General features: G+C 44.3%; 21 protein-coding genes. 17 read left to right on the top strand and 4 right to left on the bottom strand.

Annotated elements, in window-relative coordinates:
• The 14 genes from dnaA to IGJ17_RS00070 all read left to right on the top strand — a co-directional run bounded on the left by dnaA (window position 1) and on the right by IGJ17_RS00070 (window position 16,275).
• Window positions 1-1,338 (top strand): chromosomal replication initiator protein DnaA, encoded by a 1,338-nt coding sequence (gene dnaA, locus IGJ17_RS00005; RefSeq protein ID WP_142437342.1) that lies wholly within the window; start codon window positions 1-3, stop codon window positions 1,336-1,338.
• A 159-nt stretch (window positions 1,339-1,497) separates the two neighbouring features.
• Window positions 1,498-2,628, top strand: a complete 1,131-nt coding sequence (dnaN, locus tag IGJ17_RS00010) for a DNA polymerase III subunit beta (protein ID WP_005226354.1) — start codon at window positions 1,498-1,500, stop codon at window positions 2,626-2,628.
• A 222-nt stretch (window positions 2,629-2,850) separates the two neighbouring features.
• Window positions 2,851-3,090: a S4 domain-containing protein YaaA gene (gene yaaA, locus IGJ17_RS00015; RefSeq protein ID WP_008376781.1), complete on the top strand. Its 240-nt coding sequence runs from the start codon at window positions 2,851-2,853 to the stop codon at window positions 3,088-3,090.
• Window positions 3,077-4,189: a DNA replication/repair protein RecF gene (recF, locus tag IGJ17_RS00020; RefSeq protein WP_005232923.1), complete on the top strand. Its 1,113-nt coding sequence runs from the start codon at window positions 3,077-3,079 to the stop codon at window positions 4,187-4,189. Before yaaA ends, recF begins: the two co-directional genes overlap by 14 nt.
• A 5-nt stretch (window positions 4,190-4,194) precedes the next feature.
• Window positions 4,195-6,144 (top strand): DNA topoisomerase (ATP-hydrolyzing) subunit B, encoded by a 1,950-nt coding sequence (gene gyrB / locus IGJ17_RS00025; RefSeq protein WP_005232922.1) that lies wholly within the window; start codon window positions 4,195-4,197, stop codon window positions 6,142-6,144.
• A gap of 23 nt (window positions 6,145-6,167) precedes the next feature.
• Window positions 6,168-8,693 carry a DNA gyrase subunit A gene (gene gyrA / locus IGJ17_RS00030; RefSeq protein WP_005232921.1) on the top strand — a complete coding sequence of 842 codons (2,526 nt, stop codon included), beginning with the start codon at window positions 6,168-6,170 and terminating at the stop codon, window positions 8,691-8,693.
• Window positions 8,694-8,956: 263 nt separating this feature from the next.
• Complete coding sequence (rpsF, locus tag IGJ17_RS00035) at window positions 8,957-9,256, top strand: 30S ribosomal protein S6 (protein WP_005226363.1); 300 nt, start codon at window positions 8,957-8,959, stop codon at window positions 9,254-9,256.
• Between the two features lie 43 nt (window positions 9,257-9,299).
• The gene (ssb, locus tag IGJ17_RS00040) at window positions 9,300-9,824 is read left to right on the top strand and encodes a single-stranded DNA-binding protein (RefSeq protein WP_005232920.1); all 525 of its coding nucleotides are present in this window, start codon (window positions 9,300-9,302) and stop codon (window positions 9,822-9,824) included.
• Between the two features lie 23 nt (window positions 9,825-9,847).
• Entirely contained in the window at window positions 9,848-10,084 is a 237-nt protein-coding gene (gene rpsR, locus IGJ17_RS00045) for a 30S ribosomal protein S18 (RefSeq protein ID WP_005226367.1), read from the top strand.
• A gap of 239 nt (window positions 10,085-10,323) precedes the next feature.
• Window positions 10,324-11,772, top strand: a complete 1,449-nt coding sequence (locus tag IGJ17_RS00050; protein ID WP_005232918.1) for a DHH family phosphoesterase — start codon at window positions 10,324-10,326, stop codon at window positions 11,770-11,772.
• 15 nt (window positions 11,773-11,787) lie between these two features.
• Window positions 11,788-12,240 (top strand): 50S ribosomal protein L9, encoded by a 453-nt coding sequence (gene rplI, locus IGJ17_RS00055; protein ID WP_005226371.1) that lies wholly within the window; start codon window positions 11,788-11,790, stop codon window positions 12,238-12,240.
• Between the two features lie 108 nt (window positions 12,241-12,348).
• Entirely contained in the window at window positions 12,349-13,719 is a 1,371-nt protein-coding gene (dnaB, locus tag IGJ17_RS00060) for a replicative DNA helicase (RefSeq protein WP_005226374.1), read from the top strand.
• A gap of 247 nt (window positions 13,720-13,966) precedes the next feature.
• Entirely contained in the window at window positions 13,967-15,259 is a 1,293-nt protein-coding gene (locus IGJ17_RS00065) for an adenylosuccinate synthase (protein WP_005232916.1), read from the top strand.
• A gap of 140 nt (window positions 15,260-15,399) precedes the next feature.
• Window positions 15,400-16,275, top strand: a complete 876-nt coding sequence (locus IGJ17_RS00070) for a DegV family protein (RefSeq protein ID WP_086316720.1) — start codon at window positions 15,400-15,402, stop codon at window positions 16,273-16,275.
• 99 nt (window positions 16,276-16,374) lie between these two features.
• Here the strand turns inward: IGJ17_RS00070 and IGJ17_RS00075 are convergent, their stop codons facing one another.
• Entirely contained in the window at window positions 16,375-17,997 is a 1,623-nt protein-coding gene (locus IGJ17_RS00075; protein WP_005226380.1) for an ABC-F family ATP-binding cassette domain-containing protein, read from the bottom strand.
• 208 nt (window positions 17,998-18,205) lie between these two features.
• Between IGJ17_RS00075 and IGJ17_RS00080 the strand changes: the two genes are divergently transcribed.
• Window positions 18,206-19,024: a ZIP family metal transporter gene (locus tag IGJ17_RS00080; protein ID WP_005232914.1), complete on the top strand. Its 819-nt coding sequence runs from the start codon at window positions 18,206-18,208 to the stop codon at window positions 19,022-19,024.
• A gap of 57 nt (window positions 19,025-19,081) precedes the next feature.
• Here the strand turns inward: IGJ17_RS00080 and IGJ17_RS00085 are convergent, their stop codons facing one another.
• On the bottom strand, window positions 19,082-19,285 hold the full coding sequence (locus IGJ17_RS00085; protein ID WP_008376766.1) for a hypothetical protein: 204 nt from the start codon (window positions 19,283-19,285) through the stop codon (window positions 19,082-19,084).
• 151 nt (window positions 19,286-19,436) lie between these two features.
• Between IGJ17_RS00085 and IGJ17_RS00090 the strand changes: the two genes are divergently transcribed.
• Window positions 19,437-19,838 (top strand): DUF4809 family protein, encoded by a 402-nt coding sequence (locus IGJ17_RS00090; protein ID WP_142437341.1) that lies wholly within the window; start codon window positions 19,437-19,439, stop codon window positions 19,836-19,838.
• Window positions 19,839-19,944: 106 nt separating this feature from the next.
• Here the strand turns inward: IGJ17_RS00090 and IGJ17_RS00095 are convergent, their stop codons facing one another.
• Window positions 19,945-21,189, bottom strand: a complete 1,245-nt coding sequence (locus tag IGJ17_RS00095; RefSeq protein WP_142437340.1) for a glutamate-5-semialdehyde dehydrogenase — start codon at window positions 21,187-21,189, stop codon at window positions 19,945-19,947.
• Window positions 21,186-22,001, bottom strand: coding sequence for a glutamate 5-kinase (gene proB / locus IGJ17_RS00100; RefSeq protein ID WP_008376761.1), 816 nt, complete (start codon window positions 21,999-22,001; stop codon window positions 21,186-21,188). The genes IGJ17_RS00095 and proB overlap by 4 nt, the downstream gene beginning before the upstream one ends.
• Window positions 22,002-22,189: 188 nt before the next feature.
• On the opposite strand from proB, the gene IGJ17_RS00105 reads away from it, so the two are divergent.
• Window positions 22,190-22,699 carry a dUTP diphosphatase gene (locus IGJ17_RS00105; RefSeq protein WP_005232909.1) on the top strand — a complete coding sequence of 170 codons (510 nt, stop codon included), beginning with the start codon at window positions 22,190-22,192 and terminating at the stop codon, window positions 22,697-22,699.
• Window positions 22,700-22,725: the final 26 nt, after the last annotated feature.

A 22,725-nucleotide genomic window follows, 5' to 3' on the forward strand; every position in this document is an offset into this window, starting at 1 on the left:
ATGCCATCTGCTGATTCTATTTGGCAAGATCTTCAACGTTCCTTTAAAGAAGAGCTGAATCCGGCCAGTTATAGTGCTTGGATCGAGACTGCCAATGTCTTGTCGTTTGAAAAAAATCAGCTGCTGATCGAAGTACCCAGCGATCTTCATAAATCTTATTGGGAAAAAAATCTAGCTGCCAAAATTGTTGAAATGGGATTTATGAAAACTGGTGAAGAATTGATTCCTAGTTTTGTGACTGTCGAAGAAGCAGAAGCTTTAAAAACAGCCCCTTCTACTATTCAAACAGCTGCAGAAGAAAACGAGCGGCCGCCGAAATCGATCTTAAATGAAAAATACACATTTGATACCTTTGTCATCGGGAAAGGCAATCAGATGGCCCACGCTGCTGCTTTAGTTGTTGCAGAAGATCCTGGGTCTATTTATAATCCGCTGTTCTTCTATGGTGGCGTTGGTTTAGGGAAAACTCACTTGATGCACGCGATCGGTCATCAAATGTTGCTGAAACGTCCCACTGCCAAAATCAAGTATGTTAGTAGTGAAAATTTCACCAATGATTTCATTACTTCTATTCAAAAGAACAAAATGGAAGATTTTCGAAACGAATACCGCAATGTTGATCTTTTGCTGGTGGATGATATTCAATTCTTAGTCAATAAAGAAGGAACCCAAGAAGAATTCTTTAATACCTTCGAAGAACTGTATCGCAATAATAAACAGATCGTCCTGACAAGTGATCGTTTGCCAAATGAGATCCCGACTTTGCCGGAACGTTTGGTTTCCCGTTTTGCTTGGGGCTTATCCGTTGATATCACCCCGCCGGATCTAGAGACGCGGACTGCGATTTTGCGGAAAAAAGCCGAAGCCGAACGCTTGGAGATCCCCGACGATACCTTAAGTTATATCGCTGGGCAGATCGATTCGAATATCCGAGAACTTGAAGGAGCACTCGTGCGGGTGCAAGCTTTTGCTACGATGCAAAACTCAGACATTACAACGAGCTTGGCAGCTGAAGCCATCAAAGCCTTGAAATCAAGCCATGGCTCGACCCAAGTTTCGATTTTGCAAATCCAAGAAGAAGTCGCAAAATACTATCACATTCATGTCAATGATTTAAAAGGGAAAAAACGGGTCAAAGGCATCGTGGTCCCACGGCAGATCGCGATGTATCTCTCTCGAGAATTGACCGATAGTTCTTTACCAAAAATCGGTGGCGAATTTGGTGGCAAAGACCATACCACGGTCATTCATGCCCATGAAAAAATTCAGCATTTAGTCGAAACAGATCCCACGATCAAAAATGAGATCGCTGAAATCAAACAAATTCTCTTCAGCTGATCTGTGGATAAGAAAAGAAGAACCAAAAAAGTTGTCCACAAGTTATTCACAGGCATTTTCGTTAGTCTAATCACTCTTTTCTCGAGTTATCCACATTACTAACAAGCCTATTACTACTATTACTTTTATTTAATAACTATAAATTAAAGGAGTATCGCTATGAAGCTAACTTTAAACCGAACAGAGTTCATGCAAGAATTACAAACTGTCCAACGGGCGATTTCAACCAAAACCACCATCCCGATCTTAACCGGAGTAAAATTGTCCCTTTCAGAAAAAGGATTGACCATGACTGGGAGCAATGCCGATATTTCCATTGAAACTTTTTTAAGTGTGGAAAACGAAAAAGCGCAAATGCAAATCGAAAAAACAGGAGCAATCGTTTTACAAGCACGTTTCTTCAGCGAAATCGTTCGTCGTTTGCCTGAAAGTACCTTAACGTTAGAAGTTTTAGACAATAATCAAGTAGCGATCACTTCTGGAAAAGCTAACTTTACCGTCAACGGCTTGGATGCCGATAGTTATCCACATTTACCAGTTGTCGAAAGTCAAGATTCGATCGAGATTCCAGCGCACGTGTTGAATAAGGTTGTTAGTGAAACGGTCTTTGCGGTTTCGCAACACGAAAGCCGTCCAATCTTAACTGGGGTCCACTTTGTCTTAGAAAATCAAAAATTATTAGCTGTTGCGACGGACTCACACCGTTTGAGTCAACGGGTGATTCCCTTGGAAAGCGGGGAAACAGCCTTCAATATCGTGATTCCCGGCAAAAGCCTAACGGAACTTTCTCGTTCCTTAACAGATGAAGAAGAAGCGATCCAAATCAGCATTATGGATAACCAAGTATTGTTCCAAACGAAAACTATGAAATTCTATTCTCGTTTATTGGAAGGAACTTACCCAGATACCAACCGTCTGATCCCTTCAAGCTTCAATACTGAAATTGAATTTTCTGTGCCAGAATTGTTACAGGCTATCGAACGGGCGTCATTGCTTTCCCATGAAGGCCGTAACAACATCGTTCGTTTGGCGATCTCCGAGGAAGCTGTTGTCTTATATGGAAACTCACCAGAAATCGGGAAAGTGGAAGAAGACCTTTCTTTTGAAAAAGTGACCGGCGACCCATTAGAGATCTCTTTCAATCCTGATTATATGAAAGCTGCACTACGAGCATTTGGTGACACCAGCATCGTGATCCGCTTTATCTCAGCGATCCGTCCCTTTACGTTGGAGCCAACAGAGAGCAAAGGCAGCTTTATCCAGCTGATCACACCGGTGCGCACCAACTAGTTTTTCATGTCTTTTGAAAAAAGTTGAAACAATCATCTGAAAATGAATAAATGAGTTAAAAGGGCTTAAAATCGTTTTTAAGCCCTTTTTTCTTTTTTGGCTTCTTTTTTGTCTAAAAGCAGTAAGTCTTCTGAGAATGAAAAATATGCCGATGAATTTGTTTTCTTGGCAAAAAAAGAGTATAATAGAGCTAAACGCTCTTTGATAGAATTGAGGGGAATTATGAAAATGCAAATACCGTTAGAAACGGAATATATGACACTTGGACAAATGCTCAAAGAAGTCAGTGTGATCAGCAGCGGCGGCCAAGCGAAATGGTACCTTGCAGAGCACACCGTTTTTGTCGACGGCGAGCCGGAAAATCGACGAGGGCGCAAATTGTATGCGGGAATGCGTGTTGAGCTACCTGATGAAGGTACTTTTTTTATGGTGAAGAAGGAAGACGCAGATGCGGCTGAATGAGTTGCATTTAAGCAATTATCGGAACTATGATTCGCTGACACTGACTTTTGAGAAAGGTCTGGTCATTTTTTTAGGCGAAAATGCGCAAGGAAAAACCAATATTTTAGAAAGTATCTATGTATTGGCGATGACCAAAAGCCACCGCACCTCCAGCGAGCAAGAACTTATCCGTTGGGACACGGAAGGTGCGCGGATCTCTGGCAGTGTCAGTCGGGGACGCTCAACGATCCCGTTAGAACTGTTTTTGTCAAAAAAAGGACGAAAAACGAAAGTAAACCACATTGAGCAAAAAAAGCTCAGTAGTTACATAGGGCAGCTGAATGTCATTTTATTTGCTCCAGAAGACCTCTCCCTTGTAAAAGGAAGTCCCCAAGTCCGCCGCAAATTTCTCGATATGGAAATTGGGCAGATCGATCCAATTTATCTCTATGATCTCGTTCAATACCAATCCGTTTTGAAACAGCGCAATCAATACTTAAAACAGCTGAATGAAAAAAAACAGACCGATGAGATCTATTTAGATGTTTTGACGGAACAGCTGGTGGCTTTCGGCAGTAAAATCATTTTAGCCAGACAACGGTTTGTTCAGCGCTTGGCGTATTGGGCAAATCAGCTGCACCAAAAGATCAGCCAAGGAAAAGAAACCTTGCAGATCGACTATTTATCAAATGTGCCCGGTGAGGCGACCTCGCTGGAGGAGATCCAACAGCAATTTGTCAAAGCCTTGGCACAAGTCAAAGACCGTGAACGATTTCGGCAAGTCACGTTGGCAGGCCCCCATCGAGACGATCTGGATTTTTTGATCAATGAGAAAAATGTTCAGACCTTTGGTTCGCAAGGACAGCAGCGAACAACGGCCCTAAGTGTCAAATTGGCAGAAATCGATTTGATGAAAGAAGAAACAGGGGAATATCCCGTCCTTTTATTAGATGATGTCATGAGTGAGCTGGATGATTCCCGACAACTGCATTTATTGGAAACCATTGAAGGAAAAGTTCAGACCTTTCTGACAACAACGACATTAGAACATGTAAAAGACAAAATGTCTGTGGAAGCAGAGATTTTTTATGTAGAGCAAGGACATATTAAAGGAGAATAGACTGAATGACAGAAGAAGAAAAAAGCTTAGTTGAACGTGCGAAAGCCTATGATGCCAGTCAGATCCAAGTGCTGGAAGGACTAGAAGCCGTCCGCAAACGACCTGGGATGTACATTGGTTCTACCAGTTCAGAAGGTTTGCACCACTTAGTATGGGAAATCGTCGATAACTCGATCGACGAAGCACTAGCAGGCTTTGCCTCAAGTATTCAAGTGATCATTGAACCAGATAATAGTATTACGGTCGTCGATGACGGTCGGGGGATCCCCGTTGATATCCAAGCCAAGACAGGCCGTCCAGCGGTAGAAACCGTCTTTACGATCCTGCATGCCGGCGGGAAATTTGGCGGCGGCGGCTACAAGGTTTCCGGCGGACTTCATGGGGTAGGTTCCTCCGTCGTTAATGCGTTGTCCACGACTTTAGACGTAAAAGTCTATAAAGAAGGCAAAGTGTATTATCAAGAATACCATCGTGGAGCAGTCGTTGATGACTTAAAAGTGATCGATGAAACCGACCGCCACGGAACGACCGTCCACTTTGTTCCAGATCCAGAGATCTTTACGGAAACAACGGAATTCAATTTTGATAAATTAGCGACGCGGGTTCGGGAATTAGCCTTCTTGAACCGTGGTTTAAAAATCTCGATCGAAGACAAACGGGAAGAAAAACCCGTTTTGAAAGAATATCATTACGACGGCGGGATCAAGAGCTATGTGGAGCATTTGAATGCGAGTAAAACAGTGATTTTCCCAGATCCGATCTATTTAGAAGGAGAACAACAAGGAATCACGGTTGAAGTCTCCATGCAATATACCGATAGCTACCATAGCAACCTGCTAAGTTTTGCCAACAACATCCATACCTATGAAGGCGGAACCCATGAATTCGGGTTTAAGACTGCCTTGACCCGGGTGATCAATGATTACGCCCGCAAGTCAAAATTGATGAAAGAAAACGACGAAAACCTGACCGGAGAAGATGTTCGGGAAGGCTTGACGGCGGTTATCTCCATCAAGCATCCAGATCCTCAGTTTGAGGGACAAACGAAAACCAAATTAGGAAATTCCGAAGTGCGGACAGTCACCGATCGTCTCTTTTCCGAACATTTCACGAAATTCTTGATGGAAAACCCGAATGTGGGTCGTCAAGTCGTGGAAAAAGGACTTTTGGCATCAAAAGCCCGTCAAGCAGCCAAACGTGCCCGGGAAATGACTCGCCGAAAAGGTGCGTTAGAAATCAGTAACTTACCTGGGAAATTAGCCGACTGTTCCAGTAATGATCCAGAAAAATGCGAATTGTTTATCGTCGAAGGAGATTCTGCCGGCGGTTCAGCAAAACAAGGCCGCAGTCGGGAATTCCAAGCGATCTTACCGATCCGTGGGAAGATTTTAAATGTCGAAAAAGCCAGCATGGACAAAATCTTAGCAAACGAAGAGATCCGTTCATTGTTTACGGCAATGGGTACCGGGTTTGGTGCTGATTTTGATGTAGCAAAAGCCCGTTACCACAAGCTAGTCATCATGACCGATGCCGATGTCGATGGTGCCCATATCCGGACCCTACTCTTGACGCTGTTCTATCGTTATATGCGTCCCATCGTTGAAGCCGGTTATGTCTATATCGCACAACCGCCATTGTACGGTGTCAAACAAGGGAAAAATATCCATTATATCCAACCCGGCAAGAATGCCGAACAAGATTTGAAAAATACGATTGAATCACTACCTGCGACACCAAAACCAACAGTTCAACGATACAAAGGTCTAGGGGAAATGGATGACCACCAGTTATGGGAAACCACGATGGATCCTGACAATCGGATGATGCTGCGGGTCAGCGTAGATGATGCCATTGAAGCCGATCAAATTTTTGAAATGCTGATGGGGGATCGCGTCGAACCAAGACGGGCCTTTATCGAAGAAAACGCGCACTACGTGAAAAATCTTGACATCTAGCCAATCGTAGAGGAGGAAACAGCTTGAGTGAAGAAGCAAAACAAAATATTCATGACGTCAATCTGACCAGTGAAATGCGCGAGTCCTTTATCGATTATGCAATGAGTGTAATTGTTGCTAGGGCTTTACCAGATGTGCGGGATGGCTTAAAGCCGGTTCACCGCCGAATTTTATATGGAATGAATGAATTAGGGGTCACACCAGACAAGCCCCATAAAAAATCAGCCCGGATCGTCGGCGATGTCATGGGGAAATACCATCCCCATGGTGACAGTGCGATCTATGAATCAATGGTGCGGATGGCACAGCCCTTCAGCTATCGCTACATGTTAGTCGATGGCCACGGAAACTTTGGCTCAGTCGATGGTGACGGTGCCGCTGCGATGCGGTATACCGAAGCCCGCATGAGCAAACTGGCGATGGAGATGCTGCGGGACATCAACAAAGATACTGTTGATTTCCAAAGCAATTATGATGATACAGAACGAGAACCAGCGGTATTACCAGCACGCTTCCCGAACCTTTTGGTCAACGGGACGACGGGGATCGCTGTTGGGATGGCGACCAATATCCCGCCTCATAACTTGAATGAAGTTATTGCAGCCATCGATCTATTGATGGAAAATCCAGAAGTCACGACAAGTGAATTGATGGAAGTCCTGCCGGGACCAGATTTCCCAACCGGCGGGATCGTCATGGGAAAATCCGGTATTCGCCGTGCCTATGAAACAGGGAAAGGTTCGATCACTGTTCGCGGAAAAGTCGAAGTGACTGAAATGCCCAACGGTAAAGAACGGATCTTAGTGACTGAATTGCCGTATATGGTCAATAAAGCGAAGTTGATCGAGCGGATCTCTGAGCTGCACCGTGACAAACGGATCGAAGGAATCACCGATCTGCGGGATGAATCGTCTCGTGAAGGCATGCGGATCGTTATCGACGTTCGTCGCGACGTCAGTGCGTCGGTGATCTTAAACAATCTCTACAAAATGACTGCACTGCAATCTTCTTTTGGCTTTAATATGTTAGCCATTGAAAAAGGCGTGCCGAAGATTTTGAGTTTGAAACGAATTTTAGAAAATTACATCGAGCATCAACAAGAAGTGGTAACTCGTCGGACACAGTTTGATAAAAACAAAGCAGAAGCCCGTGCCCACATCTTAGAAGGGTTACGGATCGCATTGGATCATATCGATGAGATCATTGCTTTGATCCGGGCATCAAATTCTGATGATGAAGCAAAAAATAGCATGATGGAGCGCTTCAAATTGTCCGATCGCCAAGCGCAAGCAATTTTAGATATGCGTTTGCGTCGCTTGACCGGTTTGGAACGCGACAAGATCGAAAACGAGTACCAAGGTTTGTTAGAATTTATCGCTGATTTGACAGACATTTTAGCAAATCCACAACGAGTCCTAGAGATCATCCAAACGGAGTTGCAAGAATTAGGCCAACGCTTTGGCGATGATCGCCGGACTGAATTATTGGTTGGGGAAGTCTTAAGTCTTGAAGATGAAGACTTGATCGAAGAAGAAGAAATCGTCATTACTTTGACGAACAATGGATACATCAAACGAGTAGCTAAGTCTGAATTCCGTGCACAACGTCGCGGCGGACGTGGCGTTCAAGGAATGGGGATCCACGATGAAGACTTCGTGAAGACGTTGATTTCTTGTTCGACTCACGACACATTACTGTTCTTCACCAATAAAGGGAAAGTTTACAAAGCCAAAGGCTATGAAATTCCTGAGTATGGTCGGGCAGCCAAAGGTATCCCTGTGATCAATCTGCTAGGGATCGATTCTAGCGAACGGATCGAAGCGATCATTTCGGCTTCTGGTGGGCCTCAAGAAGGACGCTACTTGTTCTTCACGACGCGTCTAGGTGTGGTCAAACGGACCTCAGTGACGGCCTTTTCAAATATCCGTGCCAATGGTCTGATTGCGATCGGTCTTCGGGAAAATGATGAGTTGGTTAACGTGATCGAAACCCATGGCGAAGATGTCGTGATCATCGGCACCCACGATGGCTACTCTGTGACTTTCAAAGAAGCCCTTGTTCGGGATATGGGCCGAACAGCTGCTGGTGTGCGAGGCATTCGTCTAAGAGATGGAGACTACGTCGTAGGTGCCGCTGTGATCACAGAAGACAGTGAAGTCTTGGTCATCACTGAGAACGGCTATGGCAAACGCACCAAAGGCTCTGAATACCCAATCAAAGGTCGTGGCGGAAAAGGGATCAAAACAGCCAACATTACGGCGAAAAACGGTCCATTAGCCGGCTTGACGACGGTCAGCGGTGAGGAAGACATCATGGTGATCACCAATAAAGGCGTCTTGATTCGTTTCAATGTAGCGACTGTTTCCCAAACTGGTCGGGCAACCTTAGGGGTTCGTTTGATGAAGATGGAAAACAATGCCAAAGTAGTGACGATGGCAACGGTTGAACCGGAAGTCGAAGAAGAACTAACGACTGCCGAAGAAACAGCGGTACAAGACGTGCCAGTTGTGGAAGAAACAACGGAAGACACCACGGATACACAAGAATAAGCAATACATTTTCTAGGAAGACAGCAACCTGCGAACCTGCAGCTTGCTGTCTTTTTACTCTTTTTCAAAAAATCGGCAGCAGCTGACGTATTTATCAGTGTAAGCGATTGTTTGCAGTGATGGGTAGATGCAGGGACGCAAAAAAATAGCTTGCAGTAGGGACGAAAAAAGTGTATAATAATTATTTGTGAGTAGTCTAATTAGACCACTCTCTCTGCTCCTAGAAAACTAGGGGCCAAAGTCCACAGGGAGGTGAAAAATCAATGGAAAACACGAAATATGAGATCTTATATATCATTCGTCCAAACATTGATGAAGAAGCAAAAGCCGCATTGATCGCTCGTTTTGACTCAATCTTAACTGATAACGGCGCTGAAGTTATCGAATCAAAAGATTGGCAAAAACGCCGTCTAGCGTATGAAATGGATGGATTCCGTGAGGGTATCTATCACATCGTTAAAGTTTCTTCTTCAACAACTGCAAGTGCAATCAACGAGTTTGACCGTCTTGCGAAAATCAATGATGACATTATCCGTCACATGATTGTCAAAGAAGAAGCATAATATTGTTTCACATGAAACAAAAGCGATGAGGAGATGATGAACTTTGATTAATAATGTTGTACTAGTAGGAAGACTAACCAAAGATCCTGATTTACGTTACACTTCTAATGGCACTGGTGTCGCAACCTTTACCTTGGCGGTAAATCGCAATTTTACCAACCAAAGTGGAGAGCGCGAAGCTGATTTCATAAACTGTGTTATTTGGAGAAAACCAGCGGAAACATTAGCAAACTATGCACGCAAAGGAACTTTATTAGGGGTTACTGGACGTATTCAAACCCGTTCATACGACAACCAACAAGGCCAACGTGTTTATGTAACAGAAGTCGTTGCTGACAACTTCCAATTATTAGAATCGCGAAATGCTTCCGAGCAAAGACGCACAACTGATAGCGGATCTGGCAGCAGCAATACGTATAACTCAAATAGTTCTTCTGGATTTGGTAACAATAACTCAAATCAAACTCAATCCTCTCAACCATCAGGAATGCCTAATTTTGATCGAGACAACTCCGATCCATTCGGAAACTCATCAATCGACATTTCAGACGATGATTTACCATTCTAAGAAATTGATAGGAGGGAAATAGGATGGCACAACAAAGAAGAGGCGGACGCAAACGTCGTAAAGTAGACTACATTGCTGCAAACCATATTGAACATATCGATTATAAAGATATTGAATTACTAAAACGTTTCATTTCAGAACGCGGTAAAATTTTACCACGTCGTGTAACTGGTACTGGTGCGAAAAACCAACGCAAACTTACCATTGCAATCAAACGTGCGCGTATTATGGGATTACTTCCATTCGTAGGCGAAGAATAAATCGAATGATTTTCATTGACAAGTTTCTTTTGAAGCTTGTCAATTTTTTTATCTACTGAAGAAATACTTGTTATTTTATATACAGATAAAATAACGAGTGACAGAAATTTTCCCATGATTATCTCACCAAAAAAGTTTCACGTGGAACTTTTTGCATCAATCGCCTATTTGATTGTTTTGTGGTAAAATAAGGAACAAAGCTTCAAAAAAATGGGATGATACATTGAGGGGTAAAAAAGATGGCAGCAATTGGGTTGATTTCAATTGATAATTACGATGATTTGATTGAGAAAAAAGACGACAAACAAGTTTCTTATTTGAACTCGCTGATCACGACACTGATTTCTGATTGGGCAAGTGAGAATCATGTTTTTTACAAACGAATCAATTCCGAGCGGTTTCTTTTCGTCGCGAAGTATTCAGATATTGAGCGGATGAAGGAAGAAAAATTCCAATTTTTGACTAGAGTACGGCAAGTTGCGGAAAAAAATGATCTGGCATTAACGATCAGTATGGGAATCTCCTATGGGGAAGAGTCTTTTGAAGAGATTGGTGAAGTGGCACAAAACAATCTCGACATTGCGTTAGTTCGTGGCGGCGATCAAGTCGTTTTAAAAGAAGCCAAAGAAGAAGCAAAACCGCAATTCTTTGGCGGTAATACGGATGGTACGCCGAAGAGAACACGTGTTCGTTCTCGTGCCATGAGTACGGCGTTGAGAAAGATTTTTGCTGAAAACCAGCGGATCTTTATCATGGGTCATCGTTACCCGGACATGGATGCTTTAGGTTCGGCTTTTGGGGTGGCTTACATGGCGATGATGAGCGACAAAGAATGCTACATCATTTTAAATCCGAAAGAGATCACCGCCGACATTCAGCGGGCATTGGAAGAATTGAAAAAATACCCCGAGCTGGAACGATTTGTGATCACTGGGGAAGAAGCAGTCAATTTATCAAATGAAGAAAGTGTCTTAGTGATGGTAGATTACCATAAGCCGTCGATGTCGATCTCGCAAGCGGTCTATGATGAATTTGACAAAATCGCAGTGATCGATCACCATCGTCGCGGGGATGAGTTTCCCGATAAGCCATTATTGACGTATATTGAATCTTCCGCGTCTTCAGCATCGGAACTGGTAGCAGAATTGATCCAGTATCGCGCTTCTCGCAGATCGCAAGTCCCTAAATTTATTACGACTTCTTTATTAGCGGGAATCTACGTGGATACGAAGAACTTCACGGTGCGAACCACTGGTCGGACCTTTGATATTGCTGGCTATTTGAAAAATCAAGGCGCAGATACGTCATTGGTTCAATACATGTTGAGTACGGATTTAGATTCCTATTTGATGATCAGTGAACTGGTTTCTCGCAGCCAGCATTTCCGAGAAGATATCGTGATTGCTGCAGCGGATGAAGATCGGGTGTACGATAGTGTCACCGTTGCAAAAGCGGCCGATACTCTGCTATCGATCAATGGGATCCATGCCGCGTTTGTCATTACGAAACAGCCAGGAGATTTGATCGGTATTAGTGCTAGAAGTACCGGAAAAGTCAATGTACAAACCTTGATGGAGGCATTAGGCGGCGGCGGACATTTTACCAACGCAGCCACGCAAATAAAAAACAGCAGCATTGGCGATGTAGAAAACCAGTTGCGAGCGGAATTAACGAAAAATGAACAATAACAAGGAGTGACCAAGATGAAAGTTATTTTCTTACAAGATGTCAAAGGCAAAGGCAAAAAAGGCGATATCAAGGAAGTCCCTAATGGCTACGCACAAAACTTCCTGATCAAAAACAACTTAGCCAAACCTGCCAACAATGAAAGCATGGCAGAATTAAAAGGCAAACAAAAAGCCAAAGAAAAACAAGATGCGGAAGTCTTAGCAGAAGCGAAAGAGCTAAAAGCACTTCTTGAAAAAGAAGAAACCGTCGTGAAGATCAATGCCAAAGCAGGGGAAGATGGCCGCTTGTTCGGTTCGATCCCATCAAAACAAATTGCCGATGCTTTGAACAAGCAATACAAAATCAAAATCGATAAACGCAAAATCGAATTGGATCAGCCGATTCGTGCATTAGGGTTTACGCAAGTACCTGTAAAATTGCACCCACAAGTAACAGCAACGATCAATGTTCATACCATTCAAGAATAAGTATTACTCCCAACAGTCACATGTTGGGGTTTTTTTCGGCAAACGTCCAAGCAATCTTGTACTTTGGATGGGAATCTTGTAGAATGAATGGACGAAGGAGCGAATGGCATGAATGAAGTTTGGCAAAATCAAGTTCCCCCACAAGATATTGAAGCGGAACAAGCGGTCCTAGGGGCAGTCTTTTTAGATGCCGATGCGATCATCGATGCAATGGAAGTAATCGCCCCAGAAGATTTTTATCGCCGCAGCCATCAAATAATTTTTCAAGCAATGATCCAGTTGAACGACCGGAGTGAATCGATCGACTTGATCACGTTGAAAGCAGAAATTGAAAAAAGCAATAGTCTTGAAGATGTTGGCGGTCTGACGTATCTGACTGAATTGAGTCAAGCTTCACCATCAGCAGCAAGTATTGCTTATTATGCGAAGATCGTTGACGACAAAGCCACGCTGCGCAATCTAATCCAAACAGCGAGCCGTATCGTAACCAAAGGCTTTGAACAAGATGAAGATGTGCAGTCGATCATTGATCAAGCAGAAAAAAGTATTTTAGAAGTATCCGAAAAGCGCAACAGTAATGGCTTCCAATCGATAGCGGAAGTCTTGAATCGGACGATCGAAACGATCGATCAATTGGCGCAAAACAATGAAGAAATCACCGGATTACCTACGGGTTATGCGGCTTTAGACAAAATGACGGCGGGGCTGCAAAAAGAAGAGCTGATTATTCTCGCTGCCCGCCCCGCGGTAGGGAAAACCGCGTTTGCCTTGAATATCGCGCAAAATGTCGGAACGAAAACCGATCGTTCCGTAGCGATCTTTAGTCTGGAAATGGGGGCTGAATCATTGGTCAACCGGATGCTTTGTGCGGAAGGCTCGATTGAGGCTAGTCACTTGCGGACGGGGCAGCTCTCAGAAGAAGAATGGCGGAATTTGATCGTTGCCATGGGCAGTCTTTCTAACGCCAATATCTATATCGATGATACCCCCGGGATCAAGATCTCTGAGATCCGGGCGCGTTGTCGGAAACTGGCGCAAGAAAAAGGCAATCTCGGCTTGATTTTGATCGACTATTTGCAGTTGATTGAAGGAACGGGTCGCGAAAACCGCCAACAAGAAGTCTCTGAGATCTCTCGCCAATTAAAGAAACTGGCGAAGGAATTGAAAGTGCCGGTGATTGCACTGTCTCAGCTTTCTCGGGGTGTGGAACAGCGACAAGACAAACGTCCTGTTTTAAGTGATATCCGGGAATCAGGGTCGATCGAGCAGGATGCCGATATCGTTGCTTTCTTGTATCGGGATGACTACTACCGCAGTGAAGGCGACGATGACGATGAACCAGAAGAACAACAAAACAACAATGTGATCGAAGTCATTATTGAAAAAAACCGGAGTGGTGCCCGGGGGACGGTCGAACTTCTATTCATCAAAGAATACAATAAATTCTCCTCGGTCTCGCCACGAGAAGAGTTCGGGTAAGACACCAATTATTTGAAAAACAATGGCTCCTGCTGCCGTCTGCATTGCGCTGATGGTAGTAGGGCTTTTTTTATGTGTCGACTTTATTCGTTTTTACGTGTATAAATAATTATTCCAAAGAAAATAGTTCGTTTTTTACCCCTGAAAAATGAGAATTTAAAACGATTATTCGATTTTAGATTGAAAGAGCTTGCGAATCTTGTTACAATACTTAAGGAATGCACTAATTAAAGAAAGAGGTCATTATATGTCATCTGTAGTAGTAGTAGGTACACAATGGGGCGATGAAGGTAAAGGAAAGATTACGGACTTTTTGAGTGAAAACGCGGAAGTCATTGCACGTTATCAAGGTGGAGACAATGCCGGCCATACGATTAAATTTGACGGTGTGACCTATAAACTGCATTTGATTCCTTCAGGGATCTTTTATGCAGATAAAATCAGTGTCATTGGAAACGGGGTCGTTGTGAACCCGAAATCATTAGTTAAAGAATTAGCATACTTGAAAGAAAACAATATAATAACAGAAAACTTGAAGATCTCTGATCGTGCACATGTTATTTTACCTTACCATATCCATTTGGATCAGCTGCAAGAAGATGCCAAAGGTGACAACAAGATCGGTACGACAATCAAAGGGATCGGACCAGCCTATATGGATAAAGCGGCCAGAGTCGGCATTCGGATCGCTGATCTTTTAGACAAAGAAATTTTTGAAGAACGTCTGCGTATCAACTTAGAAGAAAAAAATCGTCAATTCGTGAAAATGTTTGATGCAGAGCCAATCGCCTTTGAAGATATTTTTGAAGAGTATTACGAATATGGCCAACAAATCAAAAAATATGTGACGGATACTTCGGTGATCCTTAACGATGCCTTAGATGAAGGCAAACGAGTTTTATTTGAAGGGGCACAAGGCGTGATGCTGGATATCGACCAAGGAACCTATCCTTTCGTAACGTCATCCAACCCCGTTGCTGGAGGTGTCACCATCGGTAGTGGTGTGGGCCCTTCAAAAATCAACAAAGTCGTTGGTGTCTGCAAAGCCTACACCTCTCGGGTAGGAGATGGTCCATTCCCAACGGAACTGTTTGATGAAACAGGTGAACAAATTCGTAAGATCGGTCGTGAATACGGGACAACGACAGGACGACCTCGTCGTGTGGGCTGGTTTGATACCGTCGTGATGCGCCATTCAAAACGGGTCTCAGGGATCACGAACCTATCCCTTAACTCGATCGATGTCTTGAGCGGTTTAGAAACCGTGAAAATCTGTACCGCTTATGAACTAGACGGCGAATTGATCTATCATTATCCAGCAAGCTTGAAAGAGTTGAACCGCTGCAAACCAGTCTATGAAGAACTTCCTGGCTGGTCTGAAGACATTACTGGCTGCAAAACATTGGCAGATCTGCCAGAAAATGCACGCAATTACGTTCACCGCATCTCTGAATTAGTCGGTGTCCGCATTTCGACCTTCTCGGTAGGGCCAGACCGCAGCCAAACCAACATCTTAGAAAGTGTTTGGGCGCAAATTTAACCTGACGCGAAAGCATCAGAACAAGACAAAGAACTTCTGTGTCAGAAGCGGTCAACGATAAGTTTGGCTGCTTTTGATGAGAATTTCTTCTGTCTTGTTCTTTTTTTGCTATAATAGGGGGTAACGAGAGGGGTGAAACCATGTTTCAAATCATGACAGATTCCTGCTGTGATTTACCAGCAGCAAGATTAGCGGAGCTAGATGTCGCCTATATTCCAATGCTGATTGAATTAGATGGCAAAGAATATATCGATGATATGGGCAAAGAATTTGATACGGAATGGTTTTTAGGAAAACTAAAAGAGCATGCGCAACCGACGACTTCTCAAATCAATGTCGGACGTTATATGGAATATTTTCGGCCATATGTCGAAGCGGGCACACCGATCCTTTATTTAGGTTTTTCTTCAGGAATGAGCGGCTCATTCCAAAGTGCCGTCCAAGCCGTAGCCTTACTAAAAGAAGAATACAAAGAAGTCGCGATCACCTTGATCGATACGCGCTCTGCTAGTTTAGGCGAAGGCTTCTTAGTGGCTGAAGCAGCTCAACAAAAAGCCCAAGGGCGTTCGTTGCTGGAAGTCAGCCAATGGGTAGAAGAAAATAAACTGCGTTTAGATTCATGGGTCACCGTCGATGATTTAAAACAATTGGAACGCGGCGGCAGAATCTCTAAAACAGCCGCAGCGATCGGTGGATTGTTGAATGTGAAACCAATCATTACCGTAGATACCGCGGGAAAATTACGCAGTGTTGATCGAGTGCGGGGACGCAACAAAGCGATCCAAAAAATCGTGGATCAAACCATCGCCAATCTTCACGAATCAAAAACCAATACGGTTTATTTTGCCAATGCTGGCGATGCCGAAGCAGCGGAGAAAGTCATCAAGCGTTTGACCGAAAAAGTTCCTGACATTATTATTCATCATTATCCATTAGGTCCAACGATCTCCAGTCATACCGGCTACGGCTGCTTGGCGCTGTTTTCATTCGGCAAAGCCCGTTTAGAACAAGCGTAACCTGCCCAACATGCCCGAAGTATTAGACAAAATAAAAAGAACGCTCCAGTTGCAGCCTTGGTGGCAGGCAACTGGAGCGTTCTTTTTTGTAGAAGCAGATTATTGATTCATTTCTGCTACGCGTTTTTGGACATCTTTGTTTTCTAAGAATTCATCGTAGGTCGTTTCGGCACGATCCACCACGCCTTTGCTAGAGACCGCAATGATACGGTTCGCAAGGGTTTGAATAAATTGGTGGTCATGAGAAGCAAACAACAATGAGCCGGTGAAGGCCATCAAACCATCGTTTAATGCGGTGATCGATTCTAAGTCCAAGTGATTGGTTGGATCATCCAACACCAATACGTTGGCTTTTGAAAGCATCATTTTCGACAACATACAGCGAACTTTTTCGCCCCCGGAAAGAACGTTGACGGGTTTTAATACTTCATCACCAGAGAATAACATGCGACCTAGGAAGCTGCGCAAGAAGGTATTGTCGTCTTCTTCTTTGCTTGCGTATTGACGCAGCCAATCAACGATCGGGGTATCCGTATCGAATTCGCTGGTCGTATCTTTTGGCAAGTAGGCATGCTGCGTGGTGACGCCCCAACGAACACTACCTGTATCAGGAGTGATTTCCCCCATGATGACTTTGAATAGCGTCGTGGTGGTGATATCGCTATTGGCAACAAAAGCGACTTTGTCGTCTTTATTCAAGGTGAAAGAGATATTGTCTAAAATCTTTTTGCCGTCGATCGTCACACTGACATTGTCGACTTGCAGCAAGTCATTCCCGATTTCACGTTCTGGTTTAAAACCAACAAACGGATAACGGCGGGACGAAGGTTGAATATCATCAAGGGTGATTTTATCCAACATTTTTTTCCGAGACGTTGCTTGTTTGGATTTTGATGCATTGGCACTAAAGCGTGCGATAAAGTCTTGCAGTTCTTTGATCTGCTCTTCTTTTTTGGCATTTGATTGTGATTGTAATTTCGCCGCTAATTGGCTTGATTCCAACCAGAAATCATAGTTGCCGACAAACAATTTGATTTTGCCGAAGTCTAGATCGGCCATATGGGTACAAACTTTATTTAAGAAGTGGCGGTCATGGGAAACAACGATGACAGTGTTGTCAAAGTTGATTAGAAATTCTTCTAACCAGTTGATAGATTGGATATCCAATCCGTTGGTAGGCTCATCTAGGAGCAAGACGTCTGGCTTACCGAAAAGGGCTTGTGCGAGTAAGACTTTTACCCGTTGACCAGCAGTTAGATCTTTCATCAAGACATGATGCAATTCATCGGGAATGTTCAGGCCTTGCAAAAGAACGGCTGCTTCTGGCTCTGCTTCCCAACCATCAAGTTCCGCAAATTCGCCTTCTAGTTCGGCGGCACGAATCCCATCTTCATCAGAAAAGTCTTCCTTCATGTAGATCGCGTCTTTTTCTTTCATCACTTCGTAGAGACGTTTATGGCCCATGATGACCGTTTCGATCACTGGAAACTCTTCGTAATCATAGTGGTTCTGTTTCAAGACAGCCATCCGTTCATCAGGACCTAAAGAAACGTTCCCGGTCGAAGGTTGGATCTCACCAGATAAAATTTTTAAAAAAGTTGATTTACCAGCACCATTTGCACCAATCAAACCATAACAATTACCAGGCGTAAACTTAATATTAACATCATCAAACAGTTTGCGGTCTGAAAAATGCAAACTTACATCACTTACTGTAATCAATTCTTTTCCTCACTTTATATAAATTGACATGGAGTCTCCTAGCATTATAGCGATGAATGTTGAAACTTTCAAGTAAAGCCGAGGATTTCATCGGGAAAGGCTTAGGGCTGGTGAAAGAAAAATTTTGGCTGCTGCTGCCTTCCTAGTAGAACCTGACGGCTTCCTATGCTAGAGTATTGGTAGAATAGTCAGACAAAGGAGCAGACGAATGGTGGATTGGTTGGTTGGATTGTCGCCATGGCAGCAAGCGCTGGCGGGGACGATCTTTACGTATGGTATGACGGCGCTTGGGGCAGCGCTAGTCTTTTTCTTCAAAGAAATCAATAAAAATGTCCTGAATACAATGCTGGGGTTTGCCTCTGGAGTGATGATCGCCGCTAGTTTCTGGTCGTTATTAGATCCTGCGATCGCACGAGCCGAAGAAAATGGCGACATTCCGTGGCTGGTGGTCAGTATCGGGTTTGGTTTGGGCGGTTTGTTTCTTTATGCAGCAGATAAGACACTCCCACATATGCATTTTGGTCCGAATCATGAAACAGAAGGATTGCCTAGTCATTTGAAGCGAACGATCTTGCTGGTTTTTTCCATCACACTACATAATATCCCGGAAGGCTTGGCGGTAGGGGTAGCGTTTGGGGCGGCGGCTAGTGCTGATGATCCGCGAGCTGCGATCTTAGCAGCACTTTCGGTAGCGATCGGGATCGGGATCCAGAATTTTCCAGAAGGCGCAGCCGTTTCGATCCCCTTGCGCCAAGAAGGGTTAAGCCGAACCAAAGCCTTTATGTATGGGCAAGCATCTGGGATCGTTGAACCGATCGCGGGTGTGATCGGGGCTTTGTTGGTAACGAGTATGTCCGCTGTCTTGCCGTATGCGTTGGCTTTTGCAGCGGGTGCTATGATTTATGTGGTGGTGGAAGAATTGATTCCAGAAGCGCAGCAAACCTTGACGAGTCGCCGCCATTTTGCGGTTTTTGGCGTCATGTTAGGCTTTATCTTAATGATGGTTCTAGATGTCGCATTAGGCTGATGGATAGAAAAAACCACCTGACTGTTGGAAAGTCAGGTGGTTTTGGTTTTCCTGCAATTAACGATAATATTTTCTTGGTTTTTGGCGAATCGAGGTTAACCAGCGAACGATCAAAACGGCCAGCAGTAAAGGAATCCCGAAACGGAAGATCAATCCGATCAACCCACCAACAATGCCTAATACGACAGATAAAACAAGAGATGCTGCGATTAAAACTGCCACGACAGTAACGATTCTTCCTAATAAACTTTCTGTATTCATAGCGACTCCTCCTAGACTTTTTTTCTTATCCTTAGCATAGCAAGAAGGAAGAAGAAAAACATCCAACTTAAGGCGGAATAATTGCTCCGCCGTGGGCCATAGGTTTTGTGATAAACTAAACATGAAGCATTCATGAAAGGAGACGAAACGAATGAACGTAGAAATCCTCACGAGCCAAGTCATCACAGAAGGAGGGTGTAATGCTTGTTTGCCTTATGAACTCAATACCTTCATGCTGCAGCTGCCAGATGGTCGTTGTTTTTCGTTAGAAAACTTGGATGTTGCTTCCTTGGTGATGCCCATCGCCCAAATCAATCAGTGGCAAACTCGCTTATTATTGGAAGAAGACGAAGGGCTGATCTATCGCAAGGGAACACAAGAAGTGATTTTCATAGAAGGCAGCCGCCAGGATATGTTTTCCAGCAAAGGACAGACGATTGCTTGTCCGAAAAAGAGTTGTGAAGCAGACGTTTTTGCCACAACCAATCGGGTGCTGACAGAATTGTTTGGCATCGACCCGCTTTCCTTCGTTTTGCGGGCTGCACAAGCATAAGAAGACGCAAAAACAACCCCTTGCACGGGTGTACCGACCTCCAAAAGTTCGCTTTTGATCGAACTTTTTGGGGGACACTACAGCAGGGGGCTGTTTTTGCATATCGTTACTTACGGATCTGTCCTTCGCCATAAATAATGTATTTGGTGGAAGTCAGTGCTTCTAACCCCATTGGCCCACGGGCATGTAGTTTTTGCGTCGAGATGCCGATCTCGGCACCAAAGCCAAACATAAAGCCATCCGTGAAACGGGTCGAGGCATTGACGTAAACCGCCGCCGCATCAACTTCTTTCAAGAAGCGTTGGGAAGCGAAATAATCATCAGTGATGATCGCTTCAGAGTGCTTCGTATTGTAGCGATTGATGTGAGAAATGGCTTCTTCTAGCGAAGCCACCACTTTGATCGCTAAGATATAGTCTAAAAACTCGGTTGCCCAGTCTTCTTCAGTGGCAAGCTGTGCATTGTTTAAAAACGCCAACGCTTTTTCATCTCCTCGCAATTCGACTTGATTGGCAAATTGCTGTTCTACCATTGGCAAAAATTCCGCTGCCACTGCTTCATGGACGAGGATCGTTTCGATGGCATTGCAGACAGAAGGGCGTTGCGTTTTTGCATTCGTGACGATCGCCAGTGCCATCGGCAGCTGGGCGGCTTGATCGATGTAGATATGATTGTTGCCAGTGCCGGTTTCGATCACTGGTACTGTGGCGGTCTCTTTGACGCGACGAATCAAGCCGGCGCCCCCACGGGGGATCAAAACATCCAAGTAATCCGTCAGACGCATTAGTTCAGCCGCTGTTTCGTGGCTCGTGTCTTCGATAAACTGGATCGCATGGCGGGAGTGTCCATTGGCAGCTAATGCCTCTTGTAAAATAGTCACGAGGACTTGATTGGAGTGGAAGGCTTCTTTTCCACCACGCAAAATCACGGCATTTCCTGATTTGAAACACAGACTAGCGGCGTCAGTGGTGACATTAGGACGAGCTTCGTAGATGATGCCGATGACCCCTAAAGGCACTCGTTGTTGACCAATCAAAAGATCGTCAGCATTGCGCCACATTTTATCCACGGCACCGATTGGATCGGGCAATTGGGCGACTTCTCGGATGCCGTTAGCCATCTCGGTGATCCGTTGTTCTGTCAGCAACAGTCGATCCAGCATCGTTTGGCTGGTTCCTTTGGCTTTTGCGGCAGCTAGGTCTTGTTGATTAGCAGCTAAAATCTTCTCGGTAGCTTTTTCTAAAGCATCGGCCATCGCTGCCAGTAGGTGGTTTTTTTCACTGGCACTCAGTAAGCTTAATGTCTGGGCGCTTGCTTGAGCTTGTTGACCGATCGTTTGCAAGTTGCTCATTGCTCATCCTCCGTTCGTTGATAAAAGTGGGTGCCGACAGGTTCCCCTGCGAGCAAGTCAAAAATAATTTTCGGTTGCTTGCCGTTAGCGAGCAGCATGTGACTGTTCAAGTCTAAGATGCGTTGGGCGGCTTTTAGTTTACTGGTCATACCGCCGGTTCCATAAGGACTGCCTTTTCCCGTAGCTTGTTCTAAAAGTTCCGGGGTGATTTCATTGATCTCGGAATACAAAACGGCATCAGGATCATTCAGCGGATTGGCGGAATAAAAGCCATCGATATCAGAAAGCATGATCAAAAGCTCGGCTTTCGTCAACTGAGCGACGATCGCTGACAACTGGTCATTGTCGCCAAATTTGGTGAGATGGTCCAATTCATCTACTGCCACCGTGTCGTTTTCATTAATGATCGGGATGATCCCCATCGTAAGTAGTTGCTCTAAGGTGTTGCTAACGTTTTGACGGCTTTGGGGAAATTCGATGATGTCTCTGGTCAGCAGGATTTGTGCAGTCTGCTGGCTATAGCTTTGAAAACGCTGGTTGTAGATCGTCATCAGTTCCGATTGGCCAACGGCTGCCACGGCTTGCTGCTGTGGGATCTCCACGGGTCGTTCTTTCAAATTTAACTTGTTCATGCCAACACCGATCGCCCCGGAAGAAACTAAGATGATTTCTTTGCCTTGGTTTTGCAAAGCTGCTAAGACAAAGGCTAATTCATCGATGCCAGCTAGATTGATGGCACCATTGGGATAAATCAACGAGCTGGTGCCGATTTTTACAACGATTCGGTTTTTGTTTGAAAGATCTGCGCGCATATGCCACCGCCTATTTTTTGATATTTTTTCTATTGTACTCGCAAACGGGCGTTTCGTCATGCTCTTTTTTCTTTTTGAGCTATTTTAAACGAAGAAATTGTAAAGACTTTTCGATAATTGTGTTTTCCATGAAGAAAATAGTTCTTCCTATGCTAAAATAGCTATATGTTTTATTATTGGAGGAACCCATGAAATTACGAGGATTTGAAATTATTACATCATATAAAGAAAAAAGCATCACCTTGCCTCAACGTGCCACCCATCATGCGGCTGGTTATGACTTTGAAGCCGCGGAAGAAATCGTGGTGCCAAGCATTTGGAAAGCGGGCGTGATCGATGGGGTCAAAGCGCTTTTTGCGAAAGAGACCGCAAAACAGTTGAAGCCAACCTTGATTCCCACTGGGATCAAAGCCTATATGGGGGAAGACGAGTATTTGCAGCTGACAAATCGTTCCAGCAATCCTTTGAAACGTTTCTTAGTCTTGACGAATGGTGTCGGCGTCATCGACAGCGATTACTATGACAATCCAGATAATGAAGGGCATATTATGTTCCAGTTTACCAATTTCGGCCCCACAGATGTCGTCATTAAAAAAGGCGAGCGGATCGGCCAAGGAATTTTCTTGCCGTTCTTAAAAGCTGATCAAGATACAACCACTGCCAGCCGAACCGGCGGCTTTGGCTCCTCGAATCAGTAAATCCTGCCTGGGGGTCTGTTTGATAG

This window comes from Enterococcus sp. DIV1096b, assembly GCF_050498765.1.
Classification (GTDB): Bacteria; Bacillota; Bacilli; order Lactobacillales; family Enterococcaceae; genus Enterococcus_D; species Enterococcus_D entomosocium.